This window comes from Dyella sp., assembly GCF_051954575.1.
In the GTDB taxonomy this organism is placed as follows: Bacteria; Pseudomonadota; Gammaproteobacteria; order Xanthomonadales; family Rhodanobacteraceae; genus Dyella_B.
The window spans coordinates 13,341-30,124 of sequence record NZ_JBQCHP010000016.1 but is presented as its reverse complement, the minus strand read 5'-3'; the positions used below and the strand labels follow the sequence as shown (position 1 = coordinate 30,124).

13 protein-coding genes and 1 riboswitch are annotated in these 16,784 nt (G+C 63.2%); of the genes, 5 read left to right on the top strand and 8 right to left on the bottom strand.

What is annotated here, in order from left to right; translation table 11 throughout:
- The 3 genes from ACTHNE_RS02070 to ACTHNE_RS02060 all read right to left on the bottom strand — a co-directional run.
- Positions 1 to 638 (bottom strand): alpha-glucuronidase family glycosyl hydrolase (locus ACTHNE_RS02070; RefSeq protein ID WP_440268462.1); only part of this gene is annotated, 638 nt, incomplete at its 3' end.
- Positions 635 to 1,738: a DNA polymerase IV gene (gene dinB / locus ACTHNE_RS02065; RefSeq protein WP_324946811.1), complete on the bottom strand. Its 1,104-nt coding sequence runs from the start codon at positions 1,736 to 1,738 to the stop codon at positions 635 to 637. The genes dinB and ACTHNE_RS02070, both read right to left, overlap by 4 nt.
- A gap of 156 nt (positions 1,739 to 1,894) precedes the next feature.
- Positions 1,895 to 2,800 (bottom strand): ATP-grasp domain-containing protein, encoded by a 906-nt coding sequence (locus ACTHNE_RS02060; protein WP_324946810.1) that lies wholly within the window; start codon positions 2,798 to 2,800, stop codon positions 1,895 to 1,897.
- A gap of 253 nt (positions 2,801 to 3,053) precedes the next feature.
- On the opposite strand from ACTHNE_RS02060, the gene ACTHNE_RS02055 reads away from it, so the two are divergent.
- Positions 3,054 to 4,394 (top strand): APC family permease, encoded by a 1,341-nt coding sequence (locus ACTHNE_RS02055; protein WP_324946807.1) that lies wholly within the window; start codon positions 3,054 to 3,056, stop codon positions 4,392 to 4,394.
- A 112-nt stretch (positions 4,395 to 4,506) separates the two neighbouring features.
- Positions 4,507 to 6,618 (top strand): beta-galactosidase, encoded by a 2,112-nt coding sequence (locus tag ACTHNE_RS02050; protein WP_440268460.1) that lies wholly within the window; start codon positions 4,507 to 4,509, stop codon positions 6,616 to 6,618.
- Between the two features lie 268 nt (positions 6,619 to 6,886).
- Here ACTHNE_RS02050 and ahcY read toward each other — a convergent pair whose 3' ends face one another.
- Positions 6,887 to 8,320 carry an adenosylhomocysteinase gene (gene ahcY, locus ACTHNE_RS02045; RefSeq protein WP_440268459.1) on the bottom strand — a complete coding sequence of 478 codons (1,434 nt, stop codon included), beginning with the start codon at positions 8,318 to 8,320 and terminating at the stop codon, positions 6,887 to 6,889.
- 65 nt (positions 8,321 to 8,385) lie between these two features.
- Positions 8,386 to 8,464, bottom strand: a riboswitch (S-adenosyl-L-homocysteine riboswitch).
- A gap of 99 nt (positions 8,465 to 8,563) precedes the next feature.
- Between ahcY and ppc the strand changes: the two genes are divergently transcribed.
- Positions 8,564 to 11,269 (top strand): phosphoenolpyruvate carboxylase, encoded by a 2,706-nt coding sequence (gene ppc, locus ACTHNE_RS02040; RefSeq protein ID WP_440268458.1) that lies wholly within the window; start codon positions 8,564 to 8,566, stop codon positions 11,267 to 11,269.
- Positions 11,270 to 11,399: 130 nt separating this feature from the next.
- Positions 11,400 to 12,026, top strand: coding sequence for a TIGR00645 family protein (locus tag ACTHNE_RS02035; RefSeq protein WP_324937470.1), 627 nt, complete (start codon positions 11,400 to 11,402; stop codon positions 12,024 to 12,026).
- A gap of 244 nt (positions 12,027 to 12,270) precedes the next feature.
- Here ACTHNE_RS02035 and ACTHNE_RS02030 read toward each other — a convergent pair whose 3' ends face one another.
- Positions 12,271 to 13,026 (bottom strand): LytR/AlgR family response regulator transcription factor, encoded by a 756-nt coding sequence (locus ACTHNE_RS02030; RefSeq protein WP_324942060.1) that lies wholly within the window; start codon positions 13,024 to 13,026, stop codon positions 12,271 to 12,273.
- Complete coding sequence (locus ACTHNE_RS02025; RefSeq protein ID WP_440268457.1) at positions 13,027 to 14,124, bottom strand: sensor histidine kinase; 1,098 nt, start codon at positions 14,122 to 14,124, stop codon at positions 13,027 to 13,029.
- 249 nt (positions 14,125 to 14,373) lie between these two features.
- On the opposite strand from ACTHNE_RS02025, the gene ACTHNE_RS02020 reads away from it, so the two are divergent.
- Entirely contained in the window at positions 14,374 to 15,570 is a 1,197-nt protein-coding gene (locus ACTHNE_RS02020; protein ID WP_440268456.1) for a carboxylate--amine ligase, read from the top strand.
- 5 nt (positions 15,571 to 15,575) lie between these two features.
- Here ACTHNE_RS02020 and msrB read toward each other — a convergent pair whose 3' ends face one another.
- Positions 15,576 to 15,992 (bottom strand): peptide-methionine (R)-S-oxide reductase MsrB, encoded by a 417-nt coding sequence (gene msrB / locus ACTHNE_RS02015; RefSeq protein ID WP_414649735.1) that lies wholly within the window; start codon positions 15,990 to 15,992, stop codon positions 15,576 to 15,578.
- Positions 15,993 to 16,001: 9 nt separating this feature from the next.
- On the bottom strand, positions 16,002 to 16,754 hold the full coding sequence (locus ACTHNE_RS02010; protein ID WP_440268455.1) for a hypothetical protein: 753 nt from the start codon (positions 16,752 to 16,754) through the stop codon (positions 16,002 to 16,004).
- Positions 16,755 to 16,784: the final 30 nt, after the last annotated feature.

Genomic DNA, 16,784 nt, shown 5'->3' with positions numbered 1-16,784 from the left:
GCGTAATCGGTGTAACGCGGTGCGCGCCAGTCCGGCAGCTTCCACCAATCCCAGATCGACGCGCCCGCATAGCCGCGCTCGACCTGGCCGTTGAGGTAATCCCAGTGATCGAGCATGCGCAGTTTCAGGCGCGGTGTTTCTCGCAGATCGAGCCGGTCGATCGGTTGTCCGGTTTGCAGCAGGCGCAGGAAGTGGAAGGTGCCGTACAGCGCGCCGATATCGTCGTGGGCGGCGATCACGGTGGCGGCATGGCCGTTCACGATCATGCTGCGGATCAGGTAGCCTTCCTTGCCCAACGATCGGCTATCGAGCGAAAGCCGTGCGATCAGCGTCGACGATGCAGATGTTCCGACGATCAGTGCGCCATCGCGGGTGACGTTATCCGTCAGCGGAATTTCACGATCGAGCAATCCATGCAAGCCGCGCTGCAATTCGCTGCGCGCAACGTTCTGCGTTGGCGTGGCGGCGCCGATGATCAACTCGGAAAGGCGGCTTCGATACAGCTGCGCCTGTGCAGGCGCAAGTGGTCGATAGCGTAGCCACAAGTCGTAGCCGTCTTCGGCGCGCGTTGAAGCGGTGCATAGCAGCGCGGTCAACAGCAGTGTAAATGTGACCCACGCGCGCAAGCACGCGCTCATGCCTTGTCCCATGCGATGTGCTCGAACAGATCGCTCTGTGCCATGAAACTGTCGCGGTCGACGAATCCCGAAAGCCCAACGCCGACCAGTCGATAGCGGCTGTCGGCAGCACGTTCCACACGCTCGCGCAAGGCGCAGGCGACCTCGGCCAGTTCATCGGCCGAGCGCGGGCGGATCGATGGCGTAAGGCTACGCGTCAACGTGTGAAAATCCGCGGTCTTGAGTTTCAACACGATGGTGCGCGCGATGCGCCCCCGTTGCACTTCGCGCTGATGCGCTGCCCAGGTTTTCTCAGCCAGCCGGCGGATGTGCGGTTCGAGCTCATCCAGCGTGAGGTCCTGCTCGAAGGTATCTTCGGACGACACTTGCAAGGTGAGCTGGTTGGGTTGCACCGCGTGATCGTCGATGCCCAGCGAAAGTTCGTGCAGACGGCGACCCCAGCGTCCGAAGCGCTGTTCCAGTTCCAGCAGCGGCAATGCACGCAAATCGTTCACGGTCTTGATGCCAAGCGCTTGCAGCTTTGCATCCATCACCTTGCCCACGCCGGGCAGCCGGCCCACCGGCAAGGGGCTCAGGAAATCCATTACCTGATGCGGGCGGATCACGAACAGGCCATCGGGCTTGTTCCAGTCCGAAGCGATCTTGGCGAGAAATTTGTTCGGCGCCACGCCGGCCGAAGCGGTGAGCTGCGTTTCCTCGCGAATCGCTGCGCGAATGGCCTCGGCCGTGGCGGTAGCGGAGGGCAGATTGGTCTTGGTTTCCGTTACGTCGAGATACGCTTCGTCCAGTGAAAGCGGCTCGATCAGATCCGTATGTCGTGCAAAGATCTCCCGTACTTGCCGCGATACGGCCTTGTAGCGCACGAAATCCGGCGGCACGAAGATCGCCTGCGGGCACAGGCGCTCCGCGCGTACTGCCGGCATGGCCGAGCGCACGCCGAACGTGCGCGCCTCGTAACTGGCCGCACACACCACCGAGCGCGCGCCGCGCCAGGCCACCACCACCGGCTTGCCGCGCAGCGAGGGATCGTCACGCTGCTCCACGGACGCGTAGAACGCATCCATGTCGACGTGAAGGATCTTGCGTGGTGCGTTGGGCACGTGCGTGCGGTGGCTGCGGGCGACGCCCAGATTCTAGCGTCGCCCGCCACGCCGTGGGGTTTCCGTAGGGTTGGCCGAGCCTCGGACTGAACCCTAACGCGGCGGCATGCATTGCGTGTTGGGGTTCGGCTGCGCCTCAGCCCAACCTACGAAGGTTCAACCCAATTGACGTGTTTTGCGCACAACCCGCTGCAAGCGCTCAACCAGCCGCTGCGCAAAGCGCTCTGCCGCATCGGGTCTATCGGCCAGGTACAAAGACGGCTCGATCACTTCCAGTTCCATCAGCAGGAACCGGCCGCTCGGCGCCACGCCGTCCACGCGCGCATAAGCCAGCTCCCGATGGCCGAGCGCCGCTGCCGCCACCAGCGCCTTGCTGGCGGCTTCCATGATGGGGCCGCCGGGTGTGACGGGCATGATGCTGCCGCCGTGCTGTTCTTGCACGCGGTAGTCGCCCTCGGTGGGGCGTTTGAGCACGGCATGGCTATAGGCGTTGTCGAAAAATATCAGCGACCATTCGCCGCTGCTTGCGATCTCGGGTATGAACGGTTGCACCAGATAGTCGAGCTTCGCCGGCAGCCGTTCGATGGCTTGCTGGAATTGTGCTGCGCCCACTTTGCCACGCACGGTATGCAAAGCCCCGCCGCTGACGGTGGGCTTGATCACCACCTCGCGCCCCGGCATGGACGACAAGATTTCCTGCAGGCGGCCGCCGTGCGCCACCTCGGTCGGAATGCCGGGCACGCCCTGGCGTTCCAGGTCCAGCAGGTAACGCTTGTCGCTGTTCCAGCGCAGCGTATCGGTGTCGTTGATGGTGGTGACGTCCAGCCGATCGAGCGTGTCGAGCCAGTCGCGGAAGGCCGCGTAGTGCTCGAAGTAATCCCAGATGGTGCGGATCAGCACGGCATCGAACGCGGTCCAGTCGACCTGCGGGTCGTTCCAGATGCAGACCGTGCACTGCACGCCCAGCCGTTGCAGCGAGGCCACCAGGTGAAGGTCGTCCGGATGGACGGTCGGAAATTGCCGGGACGAAGCGATGGCAAGTCGAAAATCGGAAGAACGCATGGCAAACACCTCCAGTGATTGAGGTGGGCGCCCTTGGATCATGTTGTGGTCGGCGGGCCGAGCGTGGCGGACTGGCGTCCGTCGCAGCACCCCTCGGGGCCGATGCGCCGGCACAGCAGTCACGGCGCGTGACGGGGCCGAAGTATCGGAGCAACGATTTGAAGGTGTCAATGTGGCGGGAGTCATGCGCCTGCGCGCCATAGGGCAAAGGTCATCGGACAGCGGGTGGCCACTCGGGTTAATGTCGGCACCCATGACCGACGAAACCTCCTCCCCGTCCTCTTCCTATCTGCGCCGGCTCGGCATCTGGAGCGGCGCCGCCATCGTGATCGGCGGCGTGATCGGCAGCGGCATCTTCCGCACACCGGCCACGGTGGCCGAGCGCACTGCGTCTGGCCTGCCGCTGCTGGCGCTGTGGGTGGCGGGCGGCCTGCTCACGCTGGCCGGCGTGCTGTGCTACGGCGAACTCGGCGCGCGGCGTCCGCATGCGGGCGGCATCTATCTCTATTTGCGCGAAGCCTTCGGCTCGCTGCCGGCCTTCCTGTTCGGCTGGACGATGGCCTTGATCAACTACCCCGGCAGCGTCGCCGCGGTGGCCGCCACCTTCGCCGATTATTTCTGCCGCGCGACGGGTTTGCCGCCGTTGTGGTCGTCGCCGGTGGCGGTCGGGGCGATCTTTTTCATCGTTAGCGTCAACCTGTTCGGCATTCGCGCCGGCGCGTGGCTGGTGAACGTGTTCACGCTGCTGAAGCTGGTGGCGATCGCGATGTTGCTGGTGGTCGGCCTGGTGCTGGCGCACGGGCATTTCGGTGGCGTGATTGCGGCGGACCCCGCGCACCATGCATCCGCCGGTGCGTGGATCGGCGCGATCCTGCCGGTGCTGTTCACCTATGGCGGTTTCCACTATTTGAACGACATGGCCGGCGAAGTGCGCGATCCGCAACGCACCTTGCCGCGCGCGCTCACGCTGGGCCTGCTCGGTGTGATGGTGTGCTACGTGTTGGCGAATATCGCTTACCTGGTCGGCATGGGGCATGCAGGGCTGGCCGCGAGCAAGGCGCCGGCAGCGGACTTGATGAGCCATGTCTTCGGTCCGCACGGCGCCACCATCATGGCCATCGGCATCGCCTGTTCCACCTTTGGCTATTGCAGCATCGCCATCGCCGGCGGCGCGCGCGTATTGCAGACGATGGGCAAGGACGGCATGTTCTTCCGCTCCGTCGGGCAGATCGAACCGCGCTGGCGCGCGCCGCAGGTTGCGCTGGTGGTGTTGGGCTTGTGGGCGATCGTGCTGGTGATCACCGGCACGTTCGATCAATTGGTCAACTACACCACGGTCGGCGAATGGCTGGGCCATGCGTTCGGCATCGCCACGCTGTTCTGGTACCGGCGCCAGTTCGGCGCGCAGAGCTCGCCCTATCGCGTGCCGCTTTATCCGCTGCTGCCGCTGGTGTTCGTGTGCACGGTGCTGGGTGTGATCGTCGCCACGGTCATCGATATGCCGCGCGATGCGGGCATGAGCGTGGTGATCATCGTGCTTGGCATTCCGGTGTATGCGCTGTGGCGCAGGTGGCAGCAGCGGGTGAGCGCGTAGCGTGTGGCACGTAGATTGGGTTGCTCCGGACTTGATCCGGAGGTAACCCAACAATGTCGTTTCGAAGATGTTGGGTTACGCTGCGCTAACCCAACCTACGATGTCTTCTACGATGAAATCGATCACGCCATGTGTGGGGCTGGTTCTTGGATTGCTGTCGTTCGACAGCACAGCGGCTGATATCGCGGCGAAGATTCAGTTGCAGCAAGTGCAGCGTGTCGGTGCGCTTGAGCATGATGCGCAAGGCACACCATTGTGGCGTTATGCATTTCAGCCTGCAGTGCGGCCGACGGTTGTTCTTTCGCCTGCGAACGGCACGTGGAACTGGCGCGGGCAGAAAACCTTGCAGCTCCAGGTGCAGAACGCGATGCCGTGGGCAGTCACCGTGCAGGTCGATATCGAGGGCGCTGCTCGACAGCATCTGCATACGGTCGTGGGCTTGCCGGCCGGTCCGGCGCAACGTCTGGTGATTCCTTTGCATGCAAGCTCGTCGCGTGCGTTCGGCATGCAGGTCGGGCCGCCGATGCCGTTCCAGGATCATGGCCGCACCGTGTTCGTGGCGACCAAGGTCGAAGGCGAGATGGACCTGGCACAGGTGCACGCCATCCGTCTTAGCATCCCGCAGCCGCAAGCCGTGCAGCAGCTTTTGCTGGGGACGGTGGAGACAGCCGAAGACGACTCCCAGGTGCAGGATGCGTATCGCGATATCGTCGATCGCTGGGGTCAATTCACGCGCGAACAATGGCCGGAAAAAATCGACAGCGATGCCGCCTTGCGCAGCGCGCATGCGCAGGAGGATCGCACGTTGCAGGCCCAATCGGCGGCGCGCAGTGGCTTGGATACCTATGGCGGTTGGCAGAACGTTCCACTGACGCGGACCGGCTGGTTTCACACCCAGCAGGCAAACGGGCGCTGGTGGCTGGTAACGCCCGAGGGCCATGCGTTTTTCTCGCTCGGCGTGAACGCGGTGATTTTCAGTGACACGCGCACCTACGTGCAGGGACGCGAGTACATGTTTGTCGATCTGCCGCCAGATCAGCCGCCATGGAGCGCGTTCTACGGCGTCAGCGACAGCCGTGATGCGGAGCGTGGCGCGAGCGCCGGCATCGGTGCGAACTATGGACGCTGGTTCGATTTCTATGGCGCTAATCTCTACCGCACCGATGGCGCCGGCTGGTTGGCGGCATGGCGCAAGCGCACGCTGGATCGGTTGCAGGCATGGGGTTTCAACACCATCGGCAACTGGAGCGATGCTGCGCTGGGCAGGGCGCATCGGGTCGCCTATACCTTGTCGATCGACGTGGATGGCGCGTTCGGCAATGTGTCCAGCGGCTATGACTACTGGGGCCGCATGCCCGATCCGTTCGATCCGCGTTTTGCGCAAGCGGTCGAGCGGTCGGTGGCGAAAGCGACGGCGTCACCGCGCAATGATCCGTGGCTGCTCGGCTATTTCGTCGACAACGAACTGGAGTGGGCGGGGCAGGGGGCGCAAGGGCGCTGGGGCCTGGCGATCGGCACATTGCACGGCGAGGCGCGCAGTGCGGCCAAGCAGGCGTTTATCGCCATGCTGAAGAAGCAATACGGTGCGCCATCGAAACTGGCTGTTGCGTGGGGCATCACGCTCGATGACTGGTCTGCGCTGGATGCCGTGAATTTTCCGGCGCCCGAGCCGAACGAGGCGCATCCTGCGATTGCGCAGGATTACAGTACGTGGCTGCGCATCTATGCCGATCGCTACTTCAGCCTGGTCGCCGCGGCGCTCCATCGCCACGACCCGCATCATCTTTTCCTGGGCGGACGGTTTGCGGTACGCACGCCCGAAGCGGTGGCGTCATGTGCGCGCTATTGCGATGTGCTCAGCTTCAACGTGTATGCGGATCTGCCGCAGCATGGCGTGGATCTGGATGCCATGCACAAGCTCGGCAAGCCGGTGCTGATCACCGAGTTCCATTTCGGCTCGGGCGATCGCGGCCCATTCGGCACGGGTGTGGTTTCAGCAGAGAACGAAGCTCAGCGCGGTGAGGCGTATGCGCGTTTCGTGCAGGCGGCAGCGCGCGATCCGGCCATCGTGGGCACGCACTGGTTCGATTACGTCGATCAGCCGGTGACCGGGCGGATATTGGATGGGGAGAACAGCCATATCGGCTTGGTAGGCGTGACCGATATTCCGTTTGCCGGATTCGTCGATGCCGTGCGGAAAACAAACCTCGGCGTGAAACCGTAGGTTGGGGTGCAAAACTACGGGTTTGAGGCGCTCGATTCCATCGACACGAGCGCGTTCAAACGTTCCTCAGCGTCATTCCGGCGAAAGCCGGAATCCAGTTCAAATATGCGTCCGAAGGACACAACATAATTGGTGAAGAGTGCTACGCACGACGTATTGCAACTGGATTCCGGCTTTCGCCGGAATGACGCTGAGGCATATATGCGTTGAGGCGAGGTTGACCCCTTACCCCAGCCCTCTCCCCGAAGGGGAGAGGGCGCAGGGACGATCAATAACGATAGTGATCCGGCTTGTACGGCCCTTCCACCGGTACACCGATGTAGGCCGCCTGGTCCGGCGTCAGCTTGGTCAGCTTCACGCCGATCTGTTCCAGATGCAGGCGCGCCACTTCCTCGTCCAGCTTCTTCGGCAGGCGATAGACGGTCTTCTCATACTTGTCTTTGTTCGCCCACAGGTCGATCTGCGCCAGCGTCTGGTTGCTGAAGCTGTTGGACATCACGAAGCTCGGATGGCCATGCGCGCAGCCCAGGTTCACCAGGCGGCCTTCGGCCAGCATGTAGATGCTGCGGCCCGTCTTGCCGAAGGTATAGCGATCGACCTGCGGCTTGATCGTCTCGCGCGTCACGTCCTTGGCGCCGTTCAGGCGATCCATCTGGATCTCGTTGTCGAAGTGACCGATGTTGCACACCAGGGCGTTGTTCTTCATCGCCGCCATGTGTTCGAGCGTGATGATGTCCTTGTTGCCGGTGGTGGTGACGTAGATGTCGCCGATGCCGAGGGTGTCTTCCACGGTGGTGACCTGGAAGCCTTCCATCGCCGCCTGTAGCGCGTTGATGGGGTCGATCTCGGTGACGATCACGCGCGCGCCGAAGCCCTTCAACGAATGCGCGCAACCCTTGCCCACGTCGCCATAGCCGCACACCACGGCGACCTTGCCGGCCACCATCAGGTCGGTGGCGCGCTTGATGCCGTCGGCCAGCGATTCACGGCAACCGTAAAGGTTGTCGAATTTGCTCTTGGTCACCGAGTCGTTGGAGTTGATGGCTGGCACCAGCAGCTTGCCGGCTTCCATCATCTGGTACAGGCGATGCACGCCGGTGGTGGTTTCTTCCGAAACGCCCTTCCAGTCGGCCGCGACCTTCTTCCAGAAGCCGGGGCGCTCCTTGGCGGTGCGCTTGAGCAGGTCCTTGATGACCTGCTCCTCGTGGTTGCCGCTGGGCGTGTTGACCCAGTTGTCGCCGTTTTCCATGTCCACGCCCTTGTGGATCAGCAGCGTGGCGTCGCCGCCATCGTCCACGATCAGCTCCGGCCCCTTCATGCCGGGGTGGGTGAGCATGTCCAGCGTGCAATCCCAGTATTCCTCCAGCGTCTCGCCCTTCCAGGCGAACACGGGGATGCCGGCGGCGGCGATGGCCGCGGCGCAGTCGTCCTGGGTGGAGAAAATGTTGCAGGAGGCCCAGCGGACCGAGGCGCCGAGCGCGCTGAGCGTCTCAATCAGCACGGCGGTTTCCTTGGTCATGTGCAAGGAGCCGGACAGGCGTACGCCCTTCAGCGGCTTGGCGGTCGCGTAGCGGGCGCGGATGGCCATCAGGCCGGGCATTTCTTCTTCGGCCATGCGGATACGGCGGCGGCCGAGCTCGGCCAGCGCGATGTCGCGGACCTTGTAATCGTGCGTAGCAGAAGCGTTAGTGACAGCGTTCATGGGAGGGATGTCTCCGAGTCTCATGGGAAAAACCCGGCCCGGTAGGCCAGGCCGACGCGCGGATCGCGTCATGAGCGCCGTTTCTTTCGAAGCATCCACCGAGCCTGGCCGTGCATCTCCACGGTCGCAGCGCCCCTCGGCGAAGGCGCCCATTGTAGCCACGGGCAGGTCCTTATGACGACATGGAACGCTGCACTGCCGCATAAAAAGGTTAGGCTAGGGGACTGACCTTCTGGAGGCCCCATGGAAGCCACTCGCGACCCCGAATTCCTGCCCCACGACGGCCCGTTGCGCGAAGACGTGCACCGGCTCGGCGCGATGGTGGGCCGCATGCTGGCCGAGCAGGGGGGCGAGGGGTTTTTCCAGCGCGTCGAGCAGGTGCGCACGGCCTCCATCCGGCGGCGCCGCGAAGGGCGCGCGGTGGACGACCTGGCCGAATCGCTGGCCGGGCTACAGGCGGAGGAAGCCGAAGCGCTGGCGCGCGCGTTCGCCGCCTATTTCCAGGCGGTCAATACTGCCGAGCGCGTGCACCGCATTCGCCGGCGTCGTGACTATCAGCGCGAGAGCGGCGCGGCGCAGCCCGAATCCTTGCTTGCCGTGCTGCAGCGCCTGAAGGCGCAAGGCGTGAGCGCGGACGAGTTGCTGCAATGGCTGTACAAGCTGAAGGTGGAGCCGGTGTTCACCGCCCACCCCACCGAAGCGATACGCCGTTCGCTGCTGGAAAAGGAACAGGCGATCGTGCGCGCCCTGGTCGACAACTTCGACCCCACCCGCACGCCGCAGGAGCGCAAGGAAGACGACGACCGCATCTTCACCGCGCTTTCGGCCGGCTGGCAGACGGCGGAGGCCTCGCCGATCCGCCCCAGCGTGCAGGACGAGCATCACCACGTCGGCTTCTATCTGGCCAACCCGATCTATCGCATCGTGCCGGCGTTCTACGAATTGCTGGCCGATGCCTTGCAGGAGGTCTACGGCGTAGCCGTGCCGCTGCCGCGCCTGCTCAGCTTCGCCACCTGGGTGGGCGGCGACATGGACGGCAATCCGAACGTCGGCGCCGAGACCATCGCCAACAGCCTCGCCACCCAGCGCGCGCACGTGCTGGAGCATTACATCGCCGACGTGGACGGACTGGCGCGGCAACTCAGCCAGACCGACGATCGCGTGCCGTTCGATGCTGCACTGTTGAAACGCCTGGCCGATTACCGCCAACAGTTTCCGCGCGCCGCCGCGACCATTCGCCCACGCCATGCGGACATGCCCTATCGCTGCCTGCTCACGCTGATCGGCGCGCGCCTGGAAGCCACGCTGGATGACGGCAACGACGAGGGCTATCACTCGGCGGACGAATTGCTGGATGACCTGCTGCTGATTGTGCACGGCCTGATCGATCACCGCGGCCTCAATGCCGGTGCCTATGCTGTACGCCGTTTGATCTGGCGCGTGCGCACCTTCGGCTTCCATATGGCGCGGCTGGATGTGCGCCAGGATTCGCGCGTGCATGACGACGCGCTGGCGGCGCTGCTGCGCGATGAAAGCTGGACACAACGCGTGCCGGCGGAGCGCAGCACAGTGCTGCGTCCATACGCGAGCGGCGAACGCGCGCTTGAAAAGGTCGACGATGCGCAAGCCGAATCGCTGCGCGCGGTGTTCGCGACCCTGCATGAATCGCGTCAACGCTATGGCGTGGATGCGATCGGCTTGTACATCATCAGCATGGCGCGCTCGGCGGCCGACGTGCTGGCGGTATTGGCGCTGGCGCGCCATGGCGGTTTCACCGCCGGTGCCCATGTGCCGCTCGACATCGCGCCGCTGTTCGAAACCGTCGATGATCTCAAGAACGCGCCGAACACCTTGCGCGCCTTGCTCGACGACGCCGTCTATCGCGCCCATCTGCGCGCGCGCGAAGACTGCCAGTGGGTAATGCTCGGCTATTCCGACAGCGGCAAGGATGGCGGCACGCTGGCCTCGCGCTGGGGCCTGCAGCGCGCGCAGGTGGAGCTGCTGGAGGTGGCGCAGCAGGCCGGCATCCGCCTGGCGTTCTTCCATGGCCGCGGCGGTTCGGCCAGTCGCGGCGGCGCGCGCATCACGCCGGCGCTGATGTCATCGCCGCGCGGTTCGATCAACGGCATCTTGCGTGTGACCGAGCAAGGTGAAGTGATCCATCGCAAATACGGCATCCGTGCGTTGGCGCTGCGCAATCTCGAACAGACTGTCGGCGCCGTGCTGCGCGCCAGCGTGCGTCCGCGCGAAGAAGAAGCCCGCGAAGCGGCATGGCGCGAGATCATGACGGCAATGGCAGCCGAAAGCCGGCGCGCCTACCGCGCCTTCGTCGACCGCGAAGGTTTCGTCGACTATTTCCGCGCCGCCACGCCGATCGACGTGATCGAACAGATGGCGCTCGGCTCGCGCCCTTCGCGCCGGCGCAGCATGCGCGGCGTGGAAGACTTGCGTGCGATTCCCTGGGTCTTCGCCTGGACCCAATGCCGTTCCATCATCACCGGCTGGTACGGCCTCGGCACCGCACTCGAGGCGGCCGTCGCCAAGCACGGCGAAGAGGCACTGTGCGAAATGGCGCGCGACTGGCCGTTCTTCGCCAATGCGCTCGACGACGTGGAAATGGTACTGGCCAAATGCGATCTGGATATCGCCGAAGCCTTCTCCAAGCTTGCCGGCCCGCTGCACGACACGTTCTTCGGCATGATCCGCGACGAGTTCGAGCGCACACGCCGCTGGCTGCTGAAGTTGAAGCACAGCGAGGAACTCCTGCGCGACGATCCGCGCCTCTCGCTGTCGATCCGCCTGCGCAATCCGTACGTCGATCCGATGAGCCTGCTGCAAGTCGACCTTCTGCAGCGCTGGCGCGCAACGGAGCGCAAGGACGACCATCTGCTGCGCGCATTGGTGGCGTGCGTGAACGGCGTGGCGCAGGGGCTGCAGAACACCGGGTAACCTCATGGCCGTCATTCCCGCGCAAGCGGGAATCCATCTTGCTTTTGCATCCATCAGGGAAAAAATGGATTCCCGCTTGCGGGAATGACGGCGGAGAAATATCAACATTTGATGATTAGGGAGAAAAACGATGGACCAACCTCTCCATTCCCAACGCCGTCTCGCCCTGCTACCCCTGCTGATCTTCAGCTCGCGCTGGCTGCAGCTGCCGTTGTACGTCGGCCTGATCGTGGCGCAGTGCGTCTACGTCTATCTGTTCGGCAAGGAGCTGTGGCATCTGATCCACGAGGCGCCGAGCCTGGGCGAGCAGGAGATCATGCTGATCGTGCTCGGCCTGATCGACGTGGTGATGATTTCCAACCTGCTGATCATGGTGATCGTCGGCGGCTACGAAACCTTCGTGTCGCGCCTGGGGCTGGATGGTCATCCGGATCAGCCGGAATGGCTGTCGCATGTGAATGCATCGGTTTTGAAAGTGAAGCTGGCGATGGCGATCATCGGCATCTCGTCGATCCATCTGCTCAAGACCTTCATCGCAGCCGGCACACTGCAGGGCCTGCCGTTCTGCTCCGCCGACGTGCTGGCCACCATCGCCGCGAGCGATGGCGTCGGCGCGTTGAAATGCGCCACGCTTACGCCGGCGGGCGTGATGTGGCAGACGATCATCCATGTGGTGTTCATTCTCTCGGCCATCGGCATCGCCTGGACGGATCGCATCATGCATGCGCACGCGGCGAAGCTGGCGCAAGAGCACTGATAACATCGTAGGTTGGGCTGAGCCCCGGACTTGATCCGGGGCGAACCCCAACGCCGCCATGCGCATGTTCGCCATGCCGCTAGGCCTTTAGCACACCGTCATTCCGGCGGACGCCGGAATCCAGTTTGAATACATCGTGCGAAGCACACAAAACCTCTTATGTCGTGTGCTTCGCACGGCATTCTTCACTGGATTCCGGCGTTCGCCGGAATGACGATCGGGTACCATCGTCCCCTGATCGATCTCAACGCCCGCCCGCCAACTCTCCAAGCCGCTCCTGTATGCGCTTGCGATACCGCCGACTCAGCCGAAGACGCTCCCCGGAATTCAGCACAACCTCGTATTCGCCACCATCCTGCAATTCCAACCCCCTCACCCGGTCGAGATTGACGATGATCGAGCGATGGATACGCGCGAATGTCCGCGCATCCAGATCCTGCTCGAGCTCCTGCAGCGTACGGCGCAGGATATGCGTGGCCGCGCCGATGTGGATGCAGGCGTAGTAGCTGGCCGCTTCGATCCAGTCGATGTCGGAAACGTCCAGAAACAAGGTCTGATTTCGACTCTTGACCGCGATCCTGCTGATCGAGCGGCGTTGCGTTGGCGCATAGCGCGCCAGCTTTTCCTTGGCGCGCGCGAGGGCGCGATGAAAGCGCGCATCGTCGAAGGGCTTCAACAGATAATCGAGCGCGCCCGCCTCGAATGCGCGCAACGCATAAGCATCATAGGCGGTTACGAAAATCACCGTCTCGGGCATGTCCGCGCCAAGGATCTCGAACACGTCAAACCCATCGCATTCGGGCATTTGCACGTCCAGGAACACCAGGTCGGGCCTGGAGCGTCTGATTTCCTCGATCGCTTCCAACCCGGAGCTACATTCAATTATCGATGCTATATCCGGATCCTTGCGCAGCAGTAGCGTCAGGTTACGCCGCGCCAGAGCCTCGTCATCAACGACCAGGACGTGGATCGATTGGGAACGCTCATCAGGCGATGTCATTCACGCCTCCAGGTACGGCAACGTCACGACAACCTCCACGCCACCGGTATCGAGCGGTTTCAACTGTAACCCGGAGCGCTCGCCGTGCAGGATCTGCAAGCGCGTGCGCAAATTGCCCAGGCCGACGCCGCAGGACGTCGCCTGCAGATCCTCCTGCGCCCAGGGGCCGTCGTTGTAGACCGTCAGGCGGAGGATGCCATCGTGACGCGCACCTGCCACGCGGATTTCACCGCCGATGATGCGCTTGGAGACACCGTGCTTGATGGCGTTTTCCACCAGCGGTTGCAGCAACAGATTCGGAACCTGCGCCTCCCCCAGTTCGGCCGGAATCTCCAGGCTTATGCGAAGACGGTCTCCGAACCGCATTTTCTGGATGTCGACATAACGCTGCAGATATTCGACTTCCTCGGTCAGGGTGACTTGCGCGCGATGGGAGTCTGCTGATGCACGGCGCATGAACTCGCTCAAACCCACGATCATGCTGATCGCCGCATCGTTGCGTTGGTCGCGCACCAGGCCAACGATCGAGTTGAGCGTATTGAACATGAAATGGGGATCCATCTGGCCCCGCAGCGCAACGAGCTGGGCCCGCGATAGCTCCTCGTTGAGGCGCGCGGTCTCGGTCAGCTGCCGCGCCATCTTCTCGCGCGAATCCACGACATAGGTAATGGTCAGGATCAGTACGTAGACGATCATGAAAGTCAGCGCCTGGTCGCTGAGCGATGCGTACCAGGTATCGACAAAAGCCGGCGGTGGCGTGCGATGCCACGGGTTGAACATAACCCGAAGCGCGGCTGCCCACGCCCCGGCCACCATGCTGATGACGGCGAAGGCCAGCAGATGTGCACTTGCCGTTTTCAGCAACACACCGCGAGCGATCGGCCACCTTCGCGCCACAGCGACGATGAGCGGCGTGGCCAATGCCCAAGGCAGCCAGGACATGAACGCAACAACGAACGGCTTGAACCATGCTCCATGCCCGACCATCGCATGCATGACGAGGATGGTCTGGCTGGCGCCAAACAGCGCACCTGCACACCAGATGCCCGCGATCCAGGTCCAGCGGGTGGAACGTGCGGGCGGGCGAGCGTCGGTCATGGCCATCACGCTACCTCAAAGCCAGCGCGAAAATCCGGCGCTGCAGCGAACGGCCAGTCCTGTGCAGCGAGCAGCCAAAGCCTCTAGGCCCATGGCTCCGCCCAGGCACCATGTCAGCATGGCGACAGTTTCGCCCCGAAATAGCTCCTGCGTACACACCGTCGCACGCAAGTTCTTGCTGGTTGCGAAAGCCGCCTTGCGCGGTGCTAGCATCAATCGCCGATCACAGCTGTGACGGGGGGCGCTGTTATGGGTAAAAAGGCTGATCACCGCGTGCCGGCGATCGTATTGGGTCGCGGGCCAACTGCACTGGGTATTTTGCGTTGCCTGACCATGGCCGGCATTCCGGCCTATGTTGCGTGCCCTGCGTCCGATCACGTTACACACTCGCGCTGGTATCGCTCCACACCCGGACGAAATGCATGGGATGGCTCACTCGGGCCGCACGCCTATGGACTGCTGCGCCACATGCCGCTGCAGAAAGCCGTATTGATCGCCGGGGCCGACGATGCCGCGCTGTGGCTGACGGACCTGCCGAATACCGATCTGGCGTCGCGCTATGTTCTCAGCACCAGTTCGCGTGAAACGCAGGAAATTCTGCAGGACAAATCGCGTTTTTCAACGTTCCTGGAAAACGCGCGTATTCCGCATCCGCGCACGTTTCGCATCGAATGCGATGCCGATATCGAGACGATACCGTTCGACGAACTCGATCGCGTCTTTATCAAACCGGTGAACTCGCAAAAATTCAGCGACGTCACCGGCGTGAAAGGCATCTGGGTGACGCGCAAGGACGAACTGCATGCCGCGTGGCGGCGGCTGCACGATCAGGGCTTTCGCCTGATGGCGCAGGAATACGTGCCCGGCACGGCATCGGATCATTATTTTGTGGACGGTTTTCGCGACGGAAGCGGCGAAATGACCGGTTTGTTTGCGCGCCAGCGTATTCGCATTTCACCGCCGGATTTCGGCAACAGTTCGTATTGCCGCAGCATTCCGCTGGAACAGCTGCAGGCGCCGGTCGATAATGTCACGCAACTATTGGCGGCGCTGAACTATCGCGGCATTTTCAGCGCGGAGTTCAAACGCGACAGGCGCGATGGCGTTTACCGTATTCTTGAGGTCAATACGCGCGCCTGGACCTACGTGGAGTTTGCGGCGCGCTGCGGCGTCAACGTTTGCGAAATGGCGTACCAGGATGCGCTCGGCTTGCCGGTGCATCGCGCCATGCGCGATTACAAGATAGGCGCCGGCTGCGTCGACTTCTATCGGGATTTCACCACCGTGCGCGCGCAAAGCGCACAAGCACGCGGGCCCTTGCCGGCCATCCTGCTGCAATGGGCCGGCGCGCATTTCCATTCGTTCCGCCTGGACGATCCCAAACCAGGCCTGCACTTTGCCGGGCAGGTTCTGGCGCGGCGCAGGAACGGTCGCGCACCTGCCTGATCGCGTCAATCGGGTACAAAGTTCAACGCGACACCGTTGATGCAATAACGCAGGCCGGTCGGCGGCGGACCATCCGGAAACACGTGGCCCAGATGGCTGCCGCAGCGCGCGCAGTGCACTTCGGTGCGAGTCATGCCGTGGCTGGTGTCCTCCGTGGTCGCCGTGGCGCCGGGCACGGGATCGTTGAAGCTGGGCCAGCCGGTACCGCTTTCGAACTTGGTCTTGCCGACAAACAGCATTTGCCCGCAGCCCGCGCAGGCGAAACCGCCTGCGCGCGTTTCGTGCAGCAATGCGCAGCTACCCGGTCGCTCGGTGGCGTGAGCGCGCATGACGGCGTATTGCTCCGGCGTCAGCAACGCGCGCCATTCGGCATCGGTATGCGTCACTTCGTAATGCGTCGATTCTGCGCGTGAGTTGGACATGGCAAACTCTCAGTGATGGTGCGTGCCCGCAGGCGTTCCATCGGACCACGTGGGGGCGCCGACCAGGAACACAAGAATCGGTGGCAGCCCTTTCGCCTGGGATTGGTTCTCCGGCGAGATGAACCAATACGGGCTGGACATGACCGGCGAACCCTCGGCGCCCGAACCCCAATCGCTGGCGTCCTTGACCTGCGTGTCGAACATGAGGTGCGGCATGTTGTGGGCGCCTTCGTCGGTGAGATACGAGGATGTGGACATCATGTAATCCATGGCGCCGTTTTCCAGCTCCGGCAATTGTTTGCTGGCGTACGCGGCCTTGAGCGCGGACAGCATCTGTGCTTTGGAACGGCCCGCCATCGCCAGCTTGGCGCGCAGCAGATAGATCGGCACGATCGAGCGCGCGGCCTGGGGGTTCAAGCAATCGGCCGCCTTTATTTTCGGGTTCCAGAATTCGGGCCAATCGAACGGCCCGATCCAGCTTCGGCCTACCACGCAGACAAAACCGTTCTTGCCTACGACGGCGGTTTCGTAGCCGTTGCGCCCCAGCACCAGGACGGTCGCATCGCTCGAAATGGAAGCGGGCGCTGCGCTTCGCGCCAGCGCGATCTCGTCATTCCGATCCGCCATGAGGTACTGATCGGCCGGGGCCATCTTTGCGTACGGCGCCGCGGTATTCTGCGCCATCGCGTGGTGTATCACGCTCAGCCCGATAAGCAAGGCGGAGCACTTCATCAGGAACGCACCGAACGTGTTGCTACGCATAATCCCCTCCCCGAATAAGTTCATCAGCCA

Coding starts and splice junctions, on each gene's coding strand:
- ACTHNE_RS02060 (WP_324946810.1), bottom strand. CDS start 2,800: ATGCGTTCTTCCGATTTTCGACTTGCCATCGCTTCGTCCCGGCAATTT.
- ACTHNE_RS02055 (WP_324946807.1), top strand. CDS start 3,054: ATGACCGACGAAACCTCCTCCCCGTCCTCTTCCTATCTGCGCCGGCTC.
- ACTHNE_RS02050 (WP_440268460.1), top strand. CDS start 4,507: ATGAAATCGATCACGCCATGTGTGGGGCTGGTTCTTGGATTGCTGTCG.
- ahcY (WP_440268459.1), bottom strand. CDS start 8,320: ATGAACGCTGTCACTAACGCTTCTGCTACGCACGATTACAAGGTCCGC.
- ppc (WP_440268458.1), top strand. CDS start 8,564: ATGGAAGCCACTCGCGACCCCGAATTCCTGCCCCACGACGGCCCGTTG.
- ACTHNE_RS02035 (WP_324937470.1), top strand. CDS start 11,400: ATGGACCAACCTCTCCATTCCCAACGCCGTCTCGCCCTGCTACCCCTG.
- ACTHNE_RS02030 (WP_324942060.1), bottom strand. CDS start 13,026: ATGACATCGCCTGATGAGCGTTCCCAATCGATCCACGTCCTGGTCGTT.
- ACTHNE_RS02025 (WP_440268457.1), bottom strand. CDS start 14,124: ATGACCGACGCTCGCCCGCCCGCACGTTCCACCCGCTGGACCTGGATC.
- ACTHNE_RS02020 (WP_440268456.1), top strand. CDS start 14,374: ATGGGTAAAAAGGCTGATCACCGCGTGCCGGCGATCGTATTGGGTCGC.
- msrB (WP_414649735.1), bottom strand. CDS start 15,992: ATGTCCAACTCACGCGCAGAATCGACGCATTACGAAGTGACGCATACC.
- ACTHNE_RS02010 (WP_440268455.1), bottom strand. CDS start 16,754: ATGCGTAGCAACACGTTCGGTGCGTTCCTGATGAAGTGCTCCGCCTTG.